Genomic DNA, 16,985 nt, shown 5'->3' on the forward strand with positions numbered 1-16,985 from the left:
GCCGTAGATCGGTGCGCGGCAACCGTGCGCCCCAGATTCAAAGGAGAACCCCCATGTCGGCTCCCGACACAGACGTTCCCACCCAGAAGAAACGCCACCGTCCCCCCTTGCTTGGCATGTGGGCGGGGCTGGGCCTGGTTGCCATCCTGTTCCTTGGCTGGTTGTTCATGACCGTGGGCGCAGGCACAGAGGATGGTGCAGAGTCAGAAACCCCGGTCACGCAGATGGACGGGGCCAGCGGTCAGGTCGAGCAGGTGAGCCCGGCCGATGCGGCAACGTCGGATGATGTTACCATCAATAGCCCAGCGGCAGACGCCGACTGACCTGCCCGGCGCTTTTTCCTGAGCGTCGCCATCAAGGGGCCTTGTGGCAGCAGCGGCATGATGCGGGCAGGATCATGGGAGGACCTCGGCGCAGGGCCTGTTCGGCGGGTTGAGCGACGGCGCCGCCTCGCGGTGCGAGGCCCGCAACGGGCTGGGCCATACCGGTGCGCTGTCGATGGCCATGAATCATGGCGTGTCTGGCGCAGGCTATATGCGTTCCAGCCGTGCTGATCGGGTTGCTGCTGACGATCCGCGGAGGCGGGGCGCTGCTGCCGCAGCTGTCGCTGGCCGGGCGGGTGCGGCAGCTGCGGCATCGCAAATCGGCTTGCGATCTTGGCGCGCCGGGGCAGGGCGTTGCGGCGCCGGGCATGACCATCGCGGACTTGGCGCTGGGCGGCTTTGCCGTTCTCAGCGGCATCGGCGGGCTGCTGGCGCTGGGGCTGCGCGAGGTCGAGCGTTAGCGCAGCGCCCGCGCCGCCGCGCGTACCGCATCGCTCAGCTCGCGGATCGCGCCCGAGACCAGCCGGTTGACCTGCCAGTACAGTGGCACGTCGCGCGGGGCCTCTGGTGCCATGGCGATCAGCGTTCCCTCTGCCAGAGCCTTGCGCACCAGCGGCTCGGGGTTGAGACCCCAGCCCAGCCCGAGCCGTGCCGCATCGACAAACCCTTGCGATGACGGCACCCGGTGCACCGGCGGCGACAGCGCCTCGCCGCAGCGCGCCTGCAGCCAGTCGTGCTGGTGCATGTCCTTCTCGTTGAATTGCAGCATGGGCGCGTGGGCAAAGGCCGCCCGCGTCAGGCCCTGCGCAAAATGTCTGGCGTAAAAGCCGGGGGCGCAGGTGGCGAGATAGCGCAGATGGCCCAGCGGGGTCGCATCGCAGCCCTGTACCGCGCGGGCATGGGCGGTGATCGCCGCCGACACCTCGCCGCGCCGCAGCCACGCAGCGGAATGCGCCTCGTCATCCAACACGATGTCATAGAGCAGATCCTGCCCGCTTAGCGCCGGCAGAAACCACGTCGCAAGGCTGTCGGCGTTGATGGCGATGCGCAAGCGCGCGGGCGGGGCGGGCAGGGACAATTCGCGCAGCAAGGCCGCATCCAACAGCGCCACATCGGCGGCGTGGCGCGCCAGACGCGCACCGGTGGGCGTGGCCGAACAGGGGCTGGCGCGGATCACCAGCGCCGCGCCGATGCTTTCCTCAAGCGCCTTGATCCGCTGCGAGATCGCCGAGGGCGTGACATGCAGCGCCCGCGCCGCCGCCTCGAAGCTGCCAAGGCGCAGGACGGTTGCGAGCGCCGTCAACTGGGAGGGATCGAAGGACATTAGCAAAACTTAACAAGATGAAGATCATTGAGCTAGGGAAATCCAGTGCCCTACGGTATCGCAGCGCCAGAAGGAGACCCAGATGCACGCACCCCTTGCCGGATTCGCCCTTGGACTGACGCTGATTCTGGCGATCGGCGCGCAAAATGCCTTTGTGCTGCGGCAGGGACTGATGCGCAGCCACGTCTTTGCAGTCTGCGCGGTTTGTGCGCTGTCGGACGCGCTGCTGATCGCGGCCGGGGTCGCGGGCTTTGGCGCATTAAGCAGCGCGCTGCCATGGTTCGAAATGGCGATGCGCCTTGCCGGGGCGGCGTTCCTTGGCTGGTACGGCGCGCGCACGTTGCTGTCGGCCTGGCGCGGGGGCGAGGCGCTTGCGGCCGGGCAGGCGGCCGGCTCGCGGCGCACGGCGGTGCTGACCTGCCTCGCGCTGACTTGGCTCAACCCGCATGTCTATCTCGATACGGTGATGCTGTTGGGCGCGGTGTCGTCGTCTTACGACAACCGCAGCGGCTTTGCGCTGGGGGCGATGACGGCATCGGTGCTGTTCTTCTTTGCGCTGGGCTATGGCGCGCGGGCGCTGGCGCCGGTCTTTGCGCGCCCGGTGGCGTGGCGCTGGCTTGACCTGTTCATCGGGCTGACCATGTGGGCCATCGCGGCAAAGCTGCTGCTGGGGGCATAGCGCGCTTTGCCCTTGCGCGGGGCGAGCGCCGCGTTATCTCTCAGCGCCATGGCACAGACGGTTTCAAGCCCGGGCAAGGGCATCGCGTGGATGATGGTGACGGGGCTGTGCTTCGTTTCGGTGACGGCGCTGGTCAAGATGCTGGCAGGGCGGGTGCCCGCCGCGGAATCCGCCTTTCTGCGCTATTTTCTCGGGCTGGTCTTCCTGATCCCCAGCTGGCGCGGGCTGGTCGCGCTGCGCCTGACGCGCCGCCAGATCGGGCTGTCGGCAGTGCGCGGGGTGGTCCAGACGCTGGGGGTCATCTGCTGGTTCTTCGCGATGACCCGCATTCCCCTCGCCGAGGTGACGGCGATGAATTATCTGACGCCGGTCTATGTCACGATCCTTGCGGTGTTCTTTCTGGGCGAAACACTGGCGCTGCGGCGCATGCTGGCCATTGTCGCGGCGCTGATCGGGGCGCTGATCATCCTGCGGCCCGGATTTCGCACCCTTGATCCGGGGCATTTCGCCATGCTCGGCACGGCATTCCTGTTCTCGATCTCGTACATGATCGCCAAGATCATCTCGGCAGAGCTGCGCCCGGCCATGGTGGTCGCCCTGCTGTCGATCGCCGTCACCATCGGGCTGTTTCCCTTTGCGGCGGCGGTCTGGGTCACGCCGTCACTGACCGATCTGGGCATCTTGTTCGCGGTGGCCTGCTTTGCCACCGGCGGGCATTACGCCATGACGCTGGCCTTTGCCGCGGCGCCGGTCACGGTGACGCAGCCGGTCACCTTCCTACAGCTGGTGTGGTCGGTGTTGCTTGGGGCGCTGTTCTTTGCCGAACCGGTCGACCCCTATGTGGTGGCGGGCGGTCTTGTGATCATGGGCGCGGTGGCGTTCATCACATGGCGCGAGGTGGTGCTGAAGCGTCGCATCGCGCAACGGGCACATGAAGCCCACCTGTAGCGGTATCGGGAACGCATCGTTTCGGCTTCGCGCAGACTCCTCCGGGGCGGCAAGGTTTTGCCGCATTCGGCCCGCAGCCTGACGTTGCGGCATGGCGCCGCCCATCAGGAGAGCGCAATGTTTGCCGAGAACAAGCTGACCGACGACATCACCGAGATTCAGGAGTTCCTGCGCGCCGAGCGGGCCAAGTCGCTGAGCGACTCCGAATGGCGTTTCCGCATGCGTGGCTACGGCTACAATCTGCGCCGCACCGAAGCAGGGGTCGAGGTTGCGCGTCTGCCGCAAAACCAGATGCTTGGGGTCTTCCAGATCTGAACCAAGACCGGCTGCGCGTATTTATTTTGAACTGACGTCAAGAGATTAACGATTTGTTAACCTTTTTGACGGGTTCCGTCTTGATGAGTCGCGATTTTCGCTTCAGCTACAGGGCATGTTCAAGCTCTGTTCAGTTCTGATGATCTGCGTCGCGACCGCTGCCCTTGCCGGGCCGGATGGGCGTGTCCGCGTGATTGATGGTGACACGATCGATGTTGGTGCAACCCGCGTGCGCCTGCTGGGCATTGATGCCCCCGAGGCCGACCAGTCCTGCGGCGGCGACGGGGTGCCGATGTGGGCTTGCGGATCGTGGGTCACCCAGACCGTGCGCGCGCGATACGAGGGGCGCACCGCCCATTGCACCGTGCATGACACCGATCGCTATGGGCGCACGGTGGCAACCTGCGATGTCGATGGCGAGGATATCGGGCGCCATCTGGTGCAAAACGGGCTGGCCTTTGCCTATCGCAAATATTCCATGATTTACGATCTGGATGAAAAGATCGCTGTGGTGAACGATGTTGGCCTGCATGGGGCCGGGGTGATGCCGCCAGCGGAATACCGCGCCGCCGGGCGCGCGGCTCGGGCGCAGGTCAACCTTGCGACAGCGCCGCAGGGCTGCGCGATCAAGGGCAACATCTCGAAGAGCGGCCGCATCTACCACATGCCGGGGCAGGCATGGTACGACGGCACGCGGATTGCCCCGGAAAAGGGCGAGCGCTGGTTCTGTTCCGAAGCCGAGGCGCGCGCCGCCGGCTGGCGCCCCGCCCGCCGCTGAGGCCGCTCAGTTCAGCGCAGCGTCGATCTGGGCAGTGATCGGCGCTGACATGGGCCGCGTGGTGGACCCCCAGCCTTTGACAAAGCGGCCATCGGGCGCGATCAGCGCCTTGTTGAAATTCCAGCCCGGCGCAAAGCCCTGCGTCGCCAGCCATTTGTACAGCGGATGCGCCTGCGGCCCGGTAACGCGGGTGATGGTGGTCATCGGGATATCGAGATCGAAGTTCAGCTCGCAGAAATCCTTGACCTCGGCTTCGCTGGCCAGTTCCTGCTGGAAATCATTGGACGGCACCGCCAGCACCACCAGCCCCTTGTCGCGATAGGTATCATACAGCGCCTGAAGCCCGTCGTATTGCGGGGTGAACCCGCAGCGCGAAGCGGTGTTGACCACCAGCACCGGTTGGCCTTTCCAATCGTCCAGCGACAGGGTGCCGCCGTCGATGCTGTCGAAGGTAAAACTGTCTGCAAAGGCCGGAGCGGCGCCTAGCAAGGCGATGATGATGGCGATCCTGCGGAACATCTCTGGTTCTCCTCTGGTTCCTCAGGGTAGCGTGGGCCTGCCGCTTTTCAACGAGGCTGGCGAGAGTGCATTTCCCGCGCTATCCTTGATCCATCAGGAGGTGCCGCCATGGCCGGAGGCTGGAGCCGCGACGGAGCGGTGAGCGAACAGATCGAAGCGTCGATTTCCGACGAGTTGCAGCGCCTGCGCTCCCGGCGCGTGCCGCAGGGCGAGAGCCTGATGGAATGCGCCGAATGCGGTGAAGAGATTCCCGAAAAACGGCGAGTCGCCATTCCCGGCGTCAAGCTGTGCATCGATTGCCAACAGGATCGCGACGGCGCGTTCAAGGCGCGCGGTGGCATCAACCGGCGCGGCTCCAAGGATTCGCAGCTGAAGTGATCAGTCGCTGTGCCGGTCCTGCGGTGCGATCCCGGCATGTTTCAGCCCGGCGCGCCACAGCGGCACCACGTCAAGCGCGGCCACCGCCACGCCCAGCGGGATCATCCAGAAGCCAAGGATGGGCAGAAACCCCAGTACGCCCCCGACCATCAGCAGCGCGCCCAGCAACAGCCGCAGTCCGGGCGGCACGCGTCTGCGCACATGCACCTGGAACCGCATGAGGCGGCCTTTCAGGCTGCGGCCATCGGGCTTTAGCGGGTTAGGCATTTGTTCCTGAAATCTTGTGTCGGGTGTTGTGACGTAACGCGGCAGGCTGGGATCAGGTTCCCCGGCCAAGGTGGCGCGGCCCGTCAAGGCCGCGCCGCGCGATCACTCTTCCATGGCTTCCAGCTCGTCGATGAAGCCTTCGATCATCGACAGGCCCTTGTCCCAGAAGCTGGGGTCCGACGCATCAAGGCCGAAGGGCGCGAGCAGCGCCTTGTGGTGCTTCGATCCGCCCGCCTTGAGCATGTCGAAATACTTGTCCTGAAAGCCCTCGGGGTTTTCCTGGAACGCGGCGTAAAGCGCGTTCACCAAGCCATCGCCGAAGGCATAGGCGTAGACATAGAACGGCGAGTGCACGAAATGCGGGATATAAGCCCAGAAGGTCTCGTATCCGGGCATGTAGTCGAACACCGGGCCAAGGCTTTGCGCCTGTACCGACATCCACAGCGCGTTGATGTCATCGGGGGTGAGTTCCCCGCCGCGCCGCGCCTCGTGCAGCTTGCATTCGAAATCGTAGAACGCGATCTGCCGGACCACGGTGTTGATCATGTCCTCGACCTTGCCGGCGAGCATGACCTTGCGTTCCTTCTGCGTCTTTGCCCCGTCAAGCATGGCGCGGAAGGTCAGCATCTCGCCGAAGACCGAGGCCGTTTCGGCAAGGGTCAGCGGGGTGGATGCCAGCATCTCGCCTTGCCCGGCGGCCAGAACCTGATGCACGCCGTGGCCCAGCTCATGCGCGAGGGTCATCACGTCGCGCGGCTTGCCGAGGTAGTTGAGCATCACGTAGGGGTGCACTTCGGTGACGGTGGGATGGGCAAAGGCCCCCGGCGCCTTGCCCGGCTTCACGGCGGCGTCGATCCAGCCCTTGGTAAAGAACGGCTCGGCGATCTCGGCCATGCGCGGATCAAACCCGGCATAAGCCTCCATCACCGTCTTGCGCGCCTCGTCCCAGCCGACGATGCGGTCGCTCTCCATCGGCAGCGGTGCGTTGCGGTCCCAGATCTGCATGGTGTCGAGGCCAAGCCACTTGGCCTTCAGCGCGTAATAGCGGTGCGACAGGCGCGGGTAGGCGGCGACAACGGCGTTGCGTAGCGCCTCCACCACCTCGGGTTCAACATCGTTGGACAGGTGGCGGCCCATCTGCGCCGAGGGCATGCCGCGCCAACGGTCCATGATTTCCTTTTCCTTGGCCTGCGTGTTGTGCACGCGAGCAAAGGTCTTGATGTTCTCGCCAAAGACGCGGGCGAGTTCCCGTGCTGCGGCTTCGCGCTTCGAGCGATCCTGTTCGGTCATCTGGGTCAGCGTCGATTCGATGCCCATCTCTTCGCCGTCGATGGTAAAGCTGAGGCTGGCGATGGTTTCATCGAACAGCTTCATCCACGCATCGCCGACCACGCCCATGTCATGCAGGAAGCGTTCCAGCTCGTCCGACAGCTGGTAGGGCTTCATCGCGCGCACTCGGTCGAAGGCGGGCTTGTAGCGGGCCAGATCATCGCTGGCGGTGAACAGCGCCGCATAGGCATCATCTTCGAGCGTGTTCAGTTCGAGCGAGAAGAACACCAGCGGCGTGGTGTAGATCGTCACCTTTTCCTGCAGGTCCGACAGGAACTTGGCGCGCTCGGCGTCGGTGGTGTGCTGGTAATAGCGCAGCCCGGCAAAGGACATCAGCCGCCCGCCGATGGTCTCGATCTTCTCGTGGCGCTTGACCATGTCGAGGAAGGCCGGGGCGTCCAGCGTCGCCAGCTTGCCCTCGTAATCCTCGGCAAAGCGGGCGCAGGCATCTTCGAGCCAATCCATGTCGCGCTTCAGCTCGGGCGCGTCGACGGCGGGATACAGGTCGGTCAGATCCCATTCCGGCAGCTCGCCCAGATCGCGGCCTCCGGAGACGCGGGCATCGAAGGTGCGGCGATCATGACCGGGGCGGGGCAGGGAAAATGGAAGCATGGGGGTCCTCGTCGTGAAGGTTTGACCCAAGACATAGGGGGCGCGCCTTGCGGAAAGCAATGGTTCAGCGCGGATTTTGACGGCGAGCGCCCCGGCGCGCCCGGAGCTTCCGATGCGCTCGGGCGTGATCCTCTGCTGGTGATGCGGCGGCGCGATGGGCCTTGTGCCGCAGTCCGTGGGGGGCTTTGTCATTGCCAAGACAGGGGGCTGAGCTGAATGAGGCCCGGAAGGCATTGAAAACCTAGTCATTACTGCGCGCATGCTGGCCGGAGCAGCCGGGCCGACCCCGAGCCAGACTGGTCCTAGCCGTAAAGCGCCAGCATCTCGCGCAGATCGTCCAGCGTGTTGGCCTCTTGCGCGGGCTTGTCGTGACGCCAGCGCGCCATGCGGGGAAACCGCAGCGACAGGCCGGATTTGTGCCGGGGCGAAGGCTGGATGCCTTCGAAGGCGATCTCGAACACCAGCTCTGGTTTGACTTGCCGCACCGGGCCAAAGCGCTGCAGCGTGTTGCGGCGCACCCATGCGGTGATCTTGGCGAATTCCGCGTCGGTGAGGCCGGAATAGGCCTTGGTAAAGGGCACCAGCTCGTTGCCGTTCCACGCGGCAAAGGTGAAATCGGTGAACAGGTTGGCGCGCCGCCCGTGCCCCTGCTGGGCGTAGATCATCACCGCATCGACGCAAAGCGGGTCGAGCTTCCACTTCCACCAGTCGCCCTTTTTGCGCCCTGCAAGATAGGGCGCATCGAGCCGTTTCAGCATCACCCCCTCGGCGCGGTGATCACGCGCCATGTCGCGGGTTTGTGCCAGATCCTCCCATGTTTCGAACGGGATGCGGGGCGAGAGGCGGATGTTGGCCTCGGGCGGCAGACCCGCGAGCAGCGTTTCCAGCCGGGCGCGGCGCGCGTGCAGCGGGGTATCGCGCAGGTCTTGCCCGTCTTCGAGCAGGTCATAGGCCAGCATCACCACCGGCGCCTCGCGCAGCAGCTTTTTCGGCACGCTCTTGCGCCCGATGCGTTGTTGCAGCGTGTTGAAGGGCAGCGGCTGGCCGCCATCCCACGCGATGATTTCGCCGTCAAACACCAGCCCCTCGGGCAGGAAATCCATTGCGGCGGCAAGTTCGGGGAAGCGGTCGCTCATCAGCTCTTCGCCGCGCGACCAGACATGATGCGCGCCGCCGCGCAGGATCAGCTGACCGCGAATGCCATCCCATTTCCATTCCGCCAGCCAGTCCTGCGCCGGGCCAAGCGCCTGCGGCGCGCTTTCCAGTTGGTAGGCTAGGTAAAACGGATAGGGGCGGCTGTCGTCTTCTTCGGGCTCGGGGGCGGCCACCAGCCGCTGCCACGTGGTGGTTTGTGGCGTCCAGTCGCCCATCAGGCGCAGCGCCATGGCGGCTTCGTCCTGCCCGGTGGCCTGCGCCAGCGCGCGGGTCATCAGCTTGCGCGACACGCCGATGCGAAAGCCGCCGGTGATCAGCTTGTTGAACAGGAACCGTTCAGTGGCATCGAGCCGGTTCCACGCGTCAAGGATTCGCGCCTTGCGCGCTTCGATGTCGAGAGAGGGGTATTCCAGCAGGTCGCCCAGCCATGCGCTGAGCGGGCGGTCGGAGGTGTTGTCATTCGGCGGCAGAATAAGTGCGATGGTCTCGGCCAGATCGCCGACGATGGGGTAGCTTTCCTCGAGCAGCCAGAGCGGCAACCCGGCGCGCTCGGCAGCCCATTCGCGCAGCTGCGTGGTGGTGACGGCGCGTTTCGGCCGACGGCCCGAGAACAGCGCGACCGTCCACAGCCGGTCGTCATCCGGGGCGGTGCGGAAATACTCGGCCAGCGCGGCGGTCTTGACGGTGGTCTTGGTGCTTTGGTCGATGGCGGTGAACAGCGCGGCAAAAGCTATCATGGCGCCTCGCCGTCGGTGTCTTCGTCGCCGCCGAATTGGGTCGGCACGATCTGCACGTCATAGCCCTGCGCCGTCAGCCAGCGGGCAAATATCTCGGTATAGCCATGGGTGGCAAAGATTTTTTCCGCGCCGGTTTCACGGATGGCGCTGTGCAATTCGCCCCAATCGGCGTGGTCCGACAGAACAAAGCCCCGGTCGGCGCCCCGGCGGCGGCGCACACCGCGCAGCGCCATCCAGCCCGACGCCATGCCGACCTGCGCCCCCCGGAACCGGCGCGCCCAGCTTGCTCCCAATGCCGAGGGCGGCGCGATGACCATGGCGCCCGGATGGGCCTTGACGTCGAGATCCGGCGTGACGCGCAGGGTGTCGGGCAGCGCGTAGCCTTGGGCCCGCAGCACCTCGTTGGTGTTTTCCACCGCGCCGTGCGTCAGGATCGGGCCGATGGCTGGATCGAGCAGTGCCAGCAGCCGTTGCGCCTTGCCCAGCGAATAGGCCCCCAGCAGCGACGGGCGGCCCTCGGCGGCATTGGCGGCCCACCATGCGTTGATCTGCGCGGCGACCTCCGCCTGCGGCGCCCAGTTAAAGACCGGCAGGCCAAAGGTGCATTCGGTGATGAAGGCATGGCAGCGCAGCGGCTCGAAGCTTTCGCACAGCCCGTCAGGAGAGACCTTGTAATCGCCCGACACCACCCAGACCTCGCCGCCGACCTCGATGCGGATCTGCGCCGAGCCGGGGATGTGCCCGGCGGGGTGAAAGCTGACCTGCGCATCGCCAATGCGGCGGGCCTCGCCGTAGGGAAGCGTTTCGATGGCAATCTCGCCGAGCCGGTGGCGGATCACCGGGGCGGCGGCATCGCTCGACAGGTAGCGCGCGTGGCCCCAGCGCGAATGATCGGCGTGGCCATGGGTGATCAGCGCCCGGTCGACCGGACGCCATGGGTCGATGTAAAAACCGCCCGCCGGGCAATAGATGCCTTTGTCGGTAAAGATCAGGACCGGCTTGCTCATACCTGCGGAGTTAGCCCGCGCCGTGATGTCGACCAGATCAGGCGCTGAGGGCAGGGGCGTCAGAGGCGCTGGCATTTTCGAAAAAATCCAGCATCTCTGTCAGGATGCGGCGGCGCACCGGGGCGCTTTCCATCAGCACCTCGTGTTCGCCGCCGCTCACCGTTTCCAGCCGCCCACCCGGCCACATCGACATGCGCTGAGCGATGCGCGGAACATCGACAATGCGCTCGTTCGAGCCGACGAAAACGATGGCGGGCACCTGCGGCGAGGGCTTCCGGGCCAGCGCAAGGCATTCGATCAGCGCCTGATGCAGCCATTGCAGCGACGGGCCGCCCAATTGCAGCTCGGGCACCTCGCTTACCTGACGGTGCATGTAGTTCCAGCCGTCGCGGTCCGTGGTCAGCAGGTTGCCTTGGAACGGGGCCGAGGTCACGTAGCTCAGCGGGCCGGTGGTGGGCGCATAGACATGCCCCATCCCGACGCGCGAGCTGCCCCAGCCAAGCGCCCACGCGGCGGGGCGCAGCGGCACCGCCATGCGAATCCCCCACATCGGCCCGGTAAAGCCCGCCGCCACCACTGGCAGATCGCGCATCAGCGCCCGCAGGGCGATGCAACTGCCCATGGAATGACCCAAGAGGTAGTACGGCTTTGGCAAATCCAGCGCCGCCGCCGCGTGCATCATCGCGTCGACGTCTTGCTGGTAGTCCTGAAACTGCATCACATGCCCGGTGCGCGGATCGGTGTGCATCCGGTCGGCCAGCCCCTGTCCGCGCCAGTCGATGGTCAGCACACAATAGCCACGATCGGTCAGATCGCCCGCAACCCGGCCATATTTCTCGACATATTCCGTGCGGCCGGGAAACAGCAGCACGGTGCCCTTGGCCTCTGCGGACGGGTAATGCGCCACGCGCAGGCGCAGGCCATCCGACGTGGTCACCCAGAAGGCGCGCGTGCCCTTTGGCCCCTCGGCAAGCTCGGCGTAGAAAGGCGCGTCTGACATCATCTCAGGACAATACTCCTCCAAGACGCATCGCCGCGCCCATGTCTCCGTCGATCTTCAGCCGACCCGACATGAATGCCGTGGTCGGGTTAAGATCTCCTTCAATGATCTGCTGGAAAGTGTCAGTCTCGGCGGTGAGTGTTACATCGGCCTCGTCGTCGCCCGCGCGGGCACCGTTTTCGTCGATGATGATACTGCCTTCGTCCTCGATGACGAATTTGGCGATGCCGTCAAAACCTGTTCCGTCCAGCCTTGCGTTCAGGGCATCCACCGCTGCTGAAATAACGTCGCTCATGTCCTGTTCTTCCTTCACGAAATCCTGTGCTGGCAATTCAGCATCTTCAGTCTACACTCGGAAGGTATGAGCATGCGTGTCCCCATAAGCAATTCTATCGTGACGGCAGTTTGTGCCACAGTCATGTTTTCCATACCCGGTCTTGCGCAGGCGCAGGATCGCGCGGGCGAGCTGCTGGAAGAACTGGGCGCGGCCCAGTCCCCAGAGGCGGCGGCGCGGGCTGAACGCGCGCTGGACATGGAATGGTCCAAAAGCGGCTCTGCGGTGATGGACCTTCTGCTCAAGCGTGGGCGCGATGCGCTCGAGCTGCAGCAGACCGGCCCGGCCATCCAGCATCTGACCGCGCTGACCGACCATGCGCCGGATTTCGCCGAGGGCTGGTACGTGCTGGCGCTGGCCTATTTTCAGGCGGAAATGCTTGGCCCGTCGATGGATGCGCTGGAACGCACCCTTGCGCTCAACCCGGTGCATTTCGGGGCGCTGCGCGGAGTCGCCGCGATCCATGAACAGATCGGCAACGAGGCGCTTGCCTATGAGGCCTATGCACGGGTACTGGAGCTCAGGCCGTTCGATGAAGCGGTGACAGATGCGCTGGAGCGGCTCGCGGGCCGCGTTCAGGGTATCGAGATCTGAGCCCGGCCCCGGAACCCCCGACGGCAAGGAACGGCGAGAAGGACCAGGGCCCACATGCCCCAGCGCGCAAGGATCGCGGCCGTTCTCGGCCCGACCAACACCGGCAAGACCCACTACGCGATCGAGCGGATGCTTGGCCATCGCACAGGCATGATCGGCCTGCCGCTGCGGCTGCTCGCGCGCGAGGTCTATGACAAGATCGTCGCCGCCCGCGGCCCCGGCGTGGTGGCGCTTGTCACCGGCGAGGAACGTATCGTGCCGCCGCGTGCTGCCTATTGGGTGTGCACCGTCGAGGCGATGCCCGAAGGCATGGGCACGGATTTTGTCGGTATCGACGAGATCCAGCTTTGCGCCGATCCCGAACGCGGCCATGTGTTTACCGACCGTCTGCTGCGGATGCGCGGCTTGCACGAGACGCTGTTCATGGGGGCCGACACCATGCGCGGCCCGATCTCGCAGCTCGTCAAGGGCGTTGAATTCATCCGCCGCGAGCGGATGAGCCAGCTGAGCTATCTCGGCTCGAAGAAAATCAGCCGGATGCCGGCGCGCTCGGCCATCGTCGGGTTTTCGGTCGACAACGTCTATGCCATCGCCGAGCTGATCCGCCGCACCAAGGGCGGCGCGGCGGTGGTGATGGGCGCGCTCAGCCCGCGCACGCGCAACGCGCAGGTCGATCTCTATCAGAACGGCGAGGTCGATTACCTCGTCGCCACCGATGCCATCGGCATGGGGCTCAACCTTGATATCGACCATGTGGCATTTTCCTCGCTGACCAAGTTCGACGGGCGGCGGATGCGCGAGTTGCAGCCCAACGAGCTGGCGCAGATCGCCGGGCGCGCAGGGCGGGGCATGAAGCCCGGCACCTTCGGCACCACCGGCGATGCGGGGCAGATCCCCGATGACTGGGTCGAGGCGATCACCTCTCACAGCTTCACGCCGATCCGCAAGCTGGGCTGGCGCAACTCCGATCTGCGCTTTGGCTCGATCGACGCACTGGTGCAATCGCTCGAGATGTCGCCCGACAACGAATGGCTGATGAAGGCGCGCGAGGCCGATGACCTTCAGGTGCTCAAGTCGCTGTCGAGGGAGGCAGAGGTCTTCGCCCGCGCCAGCAATCCTGCCTCTGTTCAGCTTTTGTGGGATGTCTGCCGGGTGCCGGATTTTCGCGGCATTTCTCATGCGGAACATGCGGGGCTGTTGCAAGTTATCTTCCAGCACCTGCACGAGCGGGGCAGCATCCCGGCGGATTTCTTTGCCCGGCAGGTCAAACGCATCGACCGGACGGACGGAGACATCGACGCGCTGTCGAAACGGCTGGCGTATATCCGCACATGGACATACGTGGCGCAGCGCAAGGGATGGGTCGATGACGAAATGCATTGGCGCGACGCGACCCGCGCTGTAGAAGACGCACTGTCGGATGCGCTCCACGAGCGACTGACTCAAAGATTTGTTGACCGGCGGACATCAGTGCTGCTTCGCCGGTTGAAGCAGAAGGAGGCCCTCTTGGCCGATGTGAACGACAAGGGTGAAGTGACCGTCGAAGGCGAATTCGTCGGTCGGCTTGAAGGGTTCCGGTTCCGTCAGGACCAGGGCGCGACAGGGCAGGAAGCCAAGACGCTGAAACAGGCGTCGTTGCAGGCGCTCGCGCCGCATTTCCATCTGAGGGCGGACCGTTTCTACAACGCGCCGGATACCGAGATCGACTTCACCGAGCAGGGGGGCCTCATGTGGGGCGACCAGGCAGTGGGTCGGCTGGCCAAGGGCGATGACGCACTCAAGCCGCGCATCGTGGCGTTTGTCGACGATACGGCGGGCGCGGATGTGGTGCAAAAGGTGGAACGCCGCCTGCAGCATTTCATCGACCGCAAGATCGCCGCGCTGTTCGAGCCGCTGCTCAACCTGCGCGATGACGAGGCGCTGACCGGGCTGGCGCGGGGCTTTGCCTTCCGCATGGTCGAATCCATGGGCATCGTGCCGCGCGCGCAGGTCGCCGACGAGGTCAAGCAGCTGGATCAGGACTCGCGCGGCGCGCTGCGCAAGCATGGCATCCGCTTCGGGCAGTACACCATCTTCATGCCGCTGCTGCTCAAGCCGGCGCCGACGCGGCTGCGGCTGGTGCTGTGGTCGCTGTTCAACGATCTCGATCATTTCCCCGAGGCACCGCCGCCGGGTCTGGTGACCGTGCCCAACATCCGCGACGTGCCGATGCAGCACTATACGCTGGCGGGTTATCGTCCGTCGGGCGAACGGGCGATCCGCATCGACATGCTAGAGCGACTGGCCGATCTTCTGCGCGCGCAGGACAGCCGGGGCGGCTTTGAAGCCAATCCCGACATGCTGTCGATCACCGGCATGACGCTGGAACAGTTCTCTGATCTGATGGGCGGGCTGGGCTACAAGGCCGAAAAGGCCGAACGCAGCAAGGTGCGCGCCGCCGATACGGTCGTTACCACAAGCGCCACACCCGAGGGCGAGTCGGGCGAGGATATCCCCGTCTTCGACGCCGCTCAGATCGAGGAAACCAGCCCCGGCGCTGCGCCTGACATGGCGCAAACCCCGGCGGCTGCGGATGTGGTCGCAGGGACCGAGTCGATCGACGATGCGGGCTATGCCCCGATCAACGAAGACCCCGAACCGGTCAAGGACGATGACAACATCGCCGAAACCCCCGAGGAAGAGCTGCTTCCGGGCACCGCGCCCGACGAGGCGCTGTCGGGCCCCGAGATCGAGGTGTTCTACACCTTCACATGGGGTGGCAACCGCGGCGCACGCGGCGGCAACCGCCGTGAGCAGGGCGGGGCCCGCAGCGGCGCACCGCGCGGCAAGGGCAAGCCTCAGGGCGAACGTCAGGCCGGGGAACGGCAGGGCGGCGAGCGGGGAGACCGGGGCGCTCAGGGCAAGGGCCCGCGCAAGGGCAAGGGTGGCAAGCCGCAAGGCGGGCCGGGCAACAAGTCCAAGACCTACGAATCTGGCCCCCGCAAGGCGGACCGCATCGACCCGGACAACCCTTTTGCCGCCGCGCTCATGGGCTTCAAGAACAAGTCCTGAGTGAGCGAGGCACCGTCAAAGCTGCGCCTCGACAAGTGGCTGTGGCAGGCGCGGTTCTTCAAGACGCGCAGCCTTGCCGCCAAGGTGGTTGGCGGCGGGCTGCGCGTGAACGGCCTGTCCGTCGCCAAGCCGGCCTTTTCGGTGGGCCCGGGCGACGTGCTGACCTTTGCGCAGGGCAAGGAGGTGCGGGTGATCCGCATCCTTGCCTTGGGCGAGCGGCGCGGCCCGGCGCCTGAGGCGCAGGCGCTTTACGCCGACCTCGATCCGCCCAAGGCCCGCGTGCCCGATCCGTCGCTGCCCGTGGCCGAGGCGGGCGGGCGGCCAACAAAGCGTGACCGCCGGATCATGGATCGGCAGCGGGATAGGCTTGAATGATCCGGCGCGCTGGTCTAGTTGCGCAGGATACAGATTGACACCCTGACGGATGGACGCCCATGACTTACGTGGTCACTGAGAACTGCATCGCCTGCAAATACACCGATTGCGTCGAGGTATGCCCCGTGGATTGCTTTTACGAGGGCGAGAACACGCTGGTGATTCATCCCGACGAATGCATCGACTGCGGCGTGTGCGAACCCGAATGCCCCGCCGATGCGATCCGGCCCGACACCGAGCCGGACATGGAAAAATGGGTCGAGTTCAATCGCAAGTATTCCGAGCTTTGGCCGGTGATCATTTCGAAGAAAGATCCGATGCCTGAGGCCGAAGAGCGCGACGGCGAGTCCGGCAAGATGGAAAAGTATTTCTCGGAAGCGCCGGGCGAGGGCGGCTGAGACTTGATTCGCCATCCAGCGTGAACGCGGGGTCAGACGGCCCTGCGCAAGCACTTGATTTGTCGCGACATATTGGTGGGTAAGCAAGGTTGTGGGAAAGTCACGATTCTTGTGGTATACTCACCCCACATGACGAAGCCACGCACAGAAATCAGGGCCTCCTTGCGCCCCAAGGGTTGATCCAGGAACGGTAAAGTTCTCACGTACGGGATGCACGTTGCATTTCCGGCCGTCTTTGTCGTCTTTGATCGATCCGTTTTCCTGTTGCTATAGGGCTTGGCTGCTAAGGACCCTGTTGTATGACCAAGACCAAGAAAAACGAATTCCACCCCAACGATTACGTTGTCTACCCTGCGCATGGCGTGGGCCAGATCATGTCGATCGAAGAGCAGGAAATCGCCGGCCTCAAGCTGGAACTCTTCGTGATCTCCTTTGAAAAGGACAAGATGACCCTGCGTGTGCCCACGCACAAGGCGACCGAAATCGGGATGCGTTCGCTGTCGACCCCCGATGTCGTCAGCCAGGCGATGAAGACCCTGAAGGGCAAGGCCAAGGTCAAGCGGGCGATGTGGTCGCGCCGTGCTCAGGAATACGAACAAAAGATCAACTCGGGCGATCTGATCGCCATCGCCGAAGTGGTGCGTGACCTGCACCGCGCCGATGATCAGCGCGAGCAATCCTATTCGGAGCGTCAGCTCTACGAAGCCGCGCTCGAGCGTCTGACCCGTGAAGTCGCTGCCGTTGCTGGCGGAGACGAGGTTGCTGCCGCACGTCAGGTCGACGAGGTGCTTGGCCTGCGCGCCGCCTGATCGGTTTGCAGACCACGAAAAAGGCGGGCCCCGCGAGGAGCCCGCCTTTTTTC

At 64.9% G+C, this 16,985-nt stretch carries 20 protein-coding genes; 12 read left to right on the forward strand and 8 right to left on the reverse strand.

Annotated elements, in window-relative coordinates; translation table 11 throughout:
- The first annotated feature begins 53 nt into the window (after positions 1–53).
- Together Q4543_RS09455 and Q4543_RS09460 are read left to right on the forward strand one after the other, a co-directional pair.
- Positions 54–323 carry a hypothetical protein gene (locus Q4543_RS09455; RefSeq protein WP_216005902.1) on the forward strand — a complete coding sequence of 90 codons (270 nt, stop codon included), beginning with the start codon at positions 54–56 and terminating at the stop codon, positions 321–323.
- 224 nt (positions 324–547) lie between these two features.
- The gene (locus Q4543_RS09460; RefSeq protein WP_303437659.1) at positions 548–784 is read left to right on the forward strand and encodes a hypothetical protein; all 237 of its coding nucleotides are present in this window, start codon (positions 548–550) and stop codon (positions 782–784) included.
- Here the strand turns inward: Q4543_RS09460 and Q4543_RS09465 are convergent.
- Positions 781–1,647, reverse strand: a complete 867-nt coding sequence (locus Q4543_RS09465; RefSeq protein WP_303437660.1) for a LysR family transcriptional regulator ArgP — start codon at positions 1,645–1,647, stop codon at positions 781–783. The genes Q4543_RS09460 and Q4543_RS09465 overlap by 4 nt on opposite strands.
- Positions 1,648–1,729: 82 nt before the next feature.
- Here Q4543_RS09465 and Q4543_RS09470 point away from each other — a divergent pair, with 82 nt between their 5' ends.
- From Q4543_RS09470 to Q4543_RS09485, 4 genes are all read left to right on the forward strand, one after another.
- Positions 1,730–2,326, forward strand: a complete 597-nt coding sequence (locus Q4543_RS09470) for a LysE/ArgO family amino acid transporter (RefSeq protein ID WP_303437661.1) — start codon at positions 1,730–1,732, stop codon at positions 2,324–2,326.
- Between the two features lie 48 nt (positions 2,327–2,374).
- A complete protein-coding gene (locus Q4543_RS09475; protein ID WP_303437662.1) occupies positions 2,375–3,274 on the forward strand; it encodes a DMT family transporter in 900 nt (299 codons plus the stop codon).
- Between the two features lie 117 nt (positions 3,275–3,391).
- Positions 3,392–3,589: a hypothetical protein gene (locus Q4543_RS09480; protein ID WP_303437663.1), complete on the forward strand. Its 198-nt coding sequence runs from the start codon at positions 3,392–3,394 to the stop codon at positions 3,587–3,589.
- Positions 3,590–3,704: 115 nt separating this feature from the next.
- Entirely contained in the window at positions 3,705–4,367 is a 663-nt protein-coding gene (locus tag Q4543_RS09485; RefSeq protein WP_303437664.1) for a thermonuclease family protein, read from the forward strand.
- A 6-nt stretch (positions 4,368–4,373) separates the two neighbouring features.
- On the opposite strand, the gene Q4543_RS09490 is transcribed toward Q4543_RS09485, so the two are convergent.
- A complete protein-coding gene (locus Q4543_RS09490) occupies positions 4,374–4,886 on the reverse strand; it encodes a glutathione peroxidase (protein ID WP_303437666.1) in 513 nt (170 codons plus the stop codon).
- A gap of 108 nt (positions 4,887–4,994) precedes the next feature.
- Here Q4543_RS09490 and Q4543_RS09495 point away from each other — a divergent pair, with 108 nt between their 5' ends.
- Entirely contained in the window at positions 4,995–5,264 is a 270-nt protein-coding gene (locus Q4543_RS09495) for a DksA/TraR family C4-type zinc finger protein (RefSeq protein ID WP_303437668.1), read from the forward strand.
- On the opposite strand, the gene Q4543_RS09500 is transcribed toward Q4543_RS09495, so the two are convergent.
- From Q4543_RS09500 to Q4543_RS09525, 6 genes are all read right to left on the reverse strand, one after another.
- Complete coding sequence (locus Q4543_RS09500; RefSeq protein WP_303437669.1) at positions 5,265–5,531, reverse strand: hypothetical protein; 267 nt, start codon at positions 5,529–5,531, stop codon at positions 5,265–5,267.
- Between the two features lie 102 nt (positions 5,532–5,633).
- Positions 5,634–7,472 carry a M3 family oligoendopeptidase gene (locus Q4543_RS09505; RefSeq protein WP_303437670.1) on the reverse strand — a complete coding sequence of 613 codons (1,839 nt, stop codon included), beginning with the start codon at positions 7,470–7,472 and terminating at the stop codon, positions 5,634–5,636.
- A 302-nt stretch (positions 7,473–7,774) separates the two neighbouring features.
- The gene (locus Q4543_RS09510) at positions 7,775–9,364 is read right to left on the reverse strand and encodes an ATP-dependent DNA ligase (protein WP_303437671.1); all 1,590 of its coding nucleotides are present in this window, start codon (positions 9,362–9,364) and stop codon (positions 7,775–7,777) included.
- Positions 9,361–10,371 (reverse strand): ligase-associated DNA damage response exonuclease, encoded by a 1,011-nt coding sequence (locus Q4543_RS09515; RefSeq protein ID WP_303437673.1) that lies wholly within the window; start codon positions 10,369–10,371, stop codon positions 9,361–9,363. Before Q4543_RS09515 ends, Q4543_RS09510 begins: the two co-directional genes overlap by 4 nt.
- A 37-nt stretch (positions 10,372–10,408) precedes the next feature.
- Positions 10,409–11,374: an alpha/beta fold hydrolase gene (locus Q4543_RS09520; RefSeq protein WP_303437675.1), complete on the reverse strand. Its 966-nt coding sequence runs from the start codon at positions 11,372–11,374 to the stop codon at positions 10,409–10,411.
- Position 11,375: 1 nt separating this feature from the next.
- Entirely contained in the window at positions 11,376–11,666 is a 291-nt protein-coding gene (locus Q4543_RS09525; protein ID WP_303437676.1) for an SCP2 sterol-binding domain-containing protein, read from the reverse strand.
- A 123-nt stretch (positions 11,667–11,789) separates the two neighbouring features.
- Between Q4543_RS09525 and Q4543_RS09530 the strand changes: the two genes are divergently transcribed.
- The 5 genes from Q4543_RS09530 to Q4543_RS09550 all read left to right on the forward strand — a co-directional run bounded on the left by Q4543_RS09530 (position 11,790) and on the right by Q4543_RS09550 (position 16,932).
- Positions 11,790–12,299, forward strand: a complete 510-nt coding sequence (locus Q4543_RS09530; RefSeq protein ID WP_216005890.1) for a hypothetical protein — start codon at positions 11,790–11,792, stop codon at positions 12,297–12,299.
- A 54-nt stretch (positions 12,300–12,353) separates the two neighbouring features.
- Entirely contained in the window at positions 12,354–15,350 is a 2,997-nt protein-coding gene (locus Q4543_RS09535; RefSeq protein ID WP_303437678.1) for a helicase-related protein, read from the forward strand.
- Complete coding sequence (locus tag Q4543_RS09540; protein ID WP_303437680.1) at positions 15,351–15,725, forward strand: RNA-binding S4 domain-containing protein; 375 nt, start codon at positions 15,351–15,353, stop codon at positions 15,723–15,725.
- Positions 15,726–15,784: 59 nt separating this feature from the next.
- Complete coding sequence (gene fdxA, locus Q4543_RS09545; RefSeq protein ID WP_216005887.1) at positions 15,785–16,123, forward strand: ferredoxin FdxA; 339 nt, start codon at positions 15,785–15,787, stop codon at positions 16,121–16,123.
- Positions 16,124–16,422: 299 nt separating this feature from the next.
- The gene (locus Q4543_RS09550; protein WP_216005886.1) at positions 16,423–16,932 is read left to right on the forward strand and encodes a CarD family transcriptional regulator; all 510 of its coding nucleotides are present in this window, start codon (positions 16,423–16,425) and stop codon (positions 16,930–16,932) included.
- Positions 16,933–16,985 lie beyond the last annotated feature (53 nt).

The sequence above is a fragment of the Salipiger sp. 1_MG-2023 genome (assembly GCF_030547555.1).
Classification (GTDB): Bacteria; Pseudomonadota; Alphaproteobacteria; order Rhodobacterales; family Rhodobacteraceae; genus Salipiger.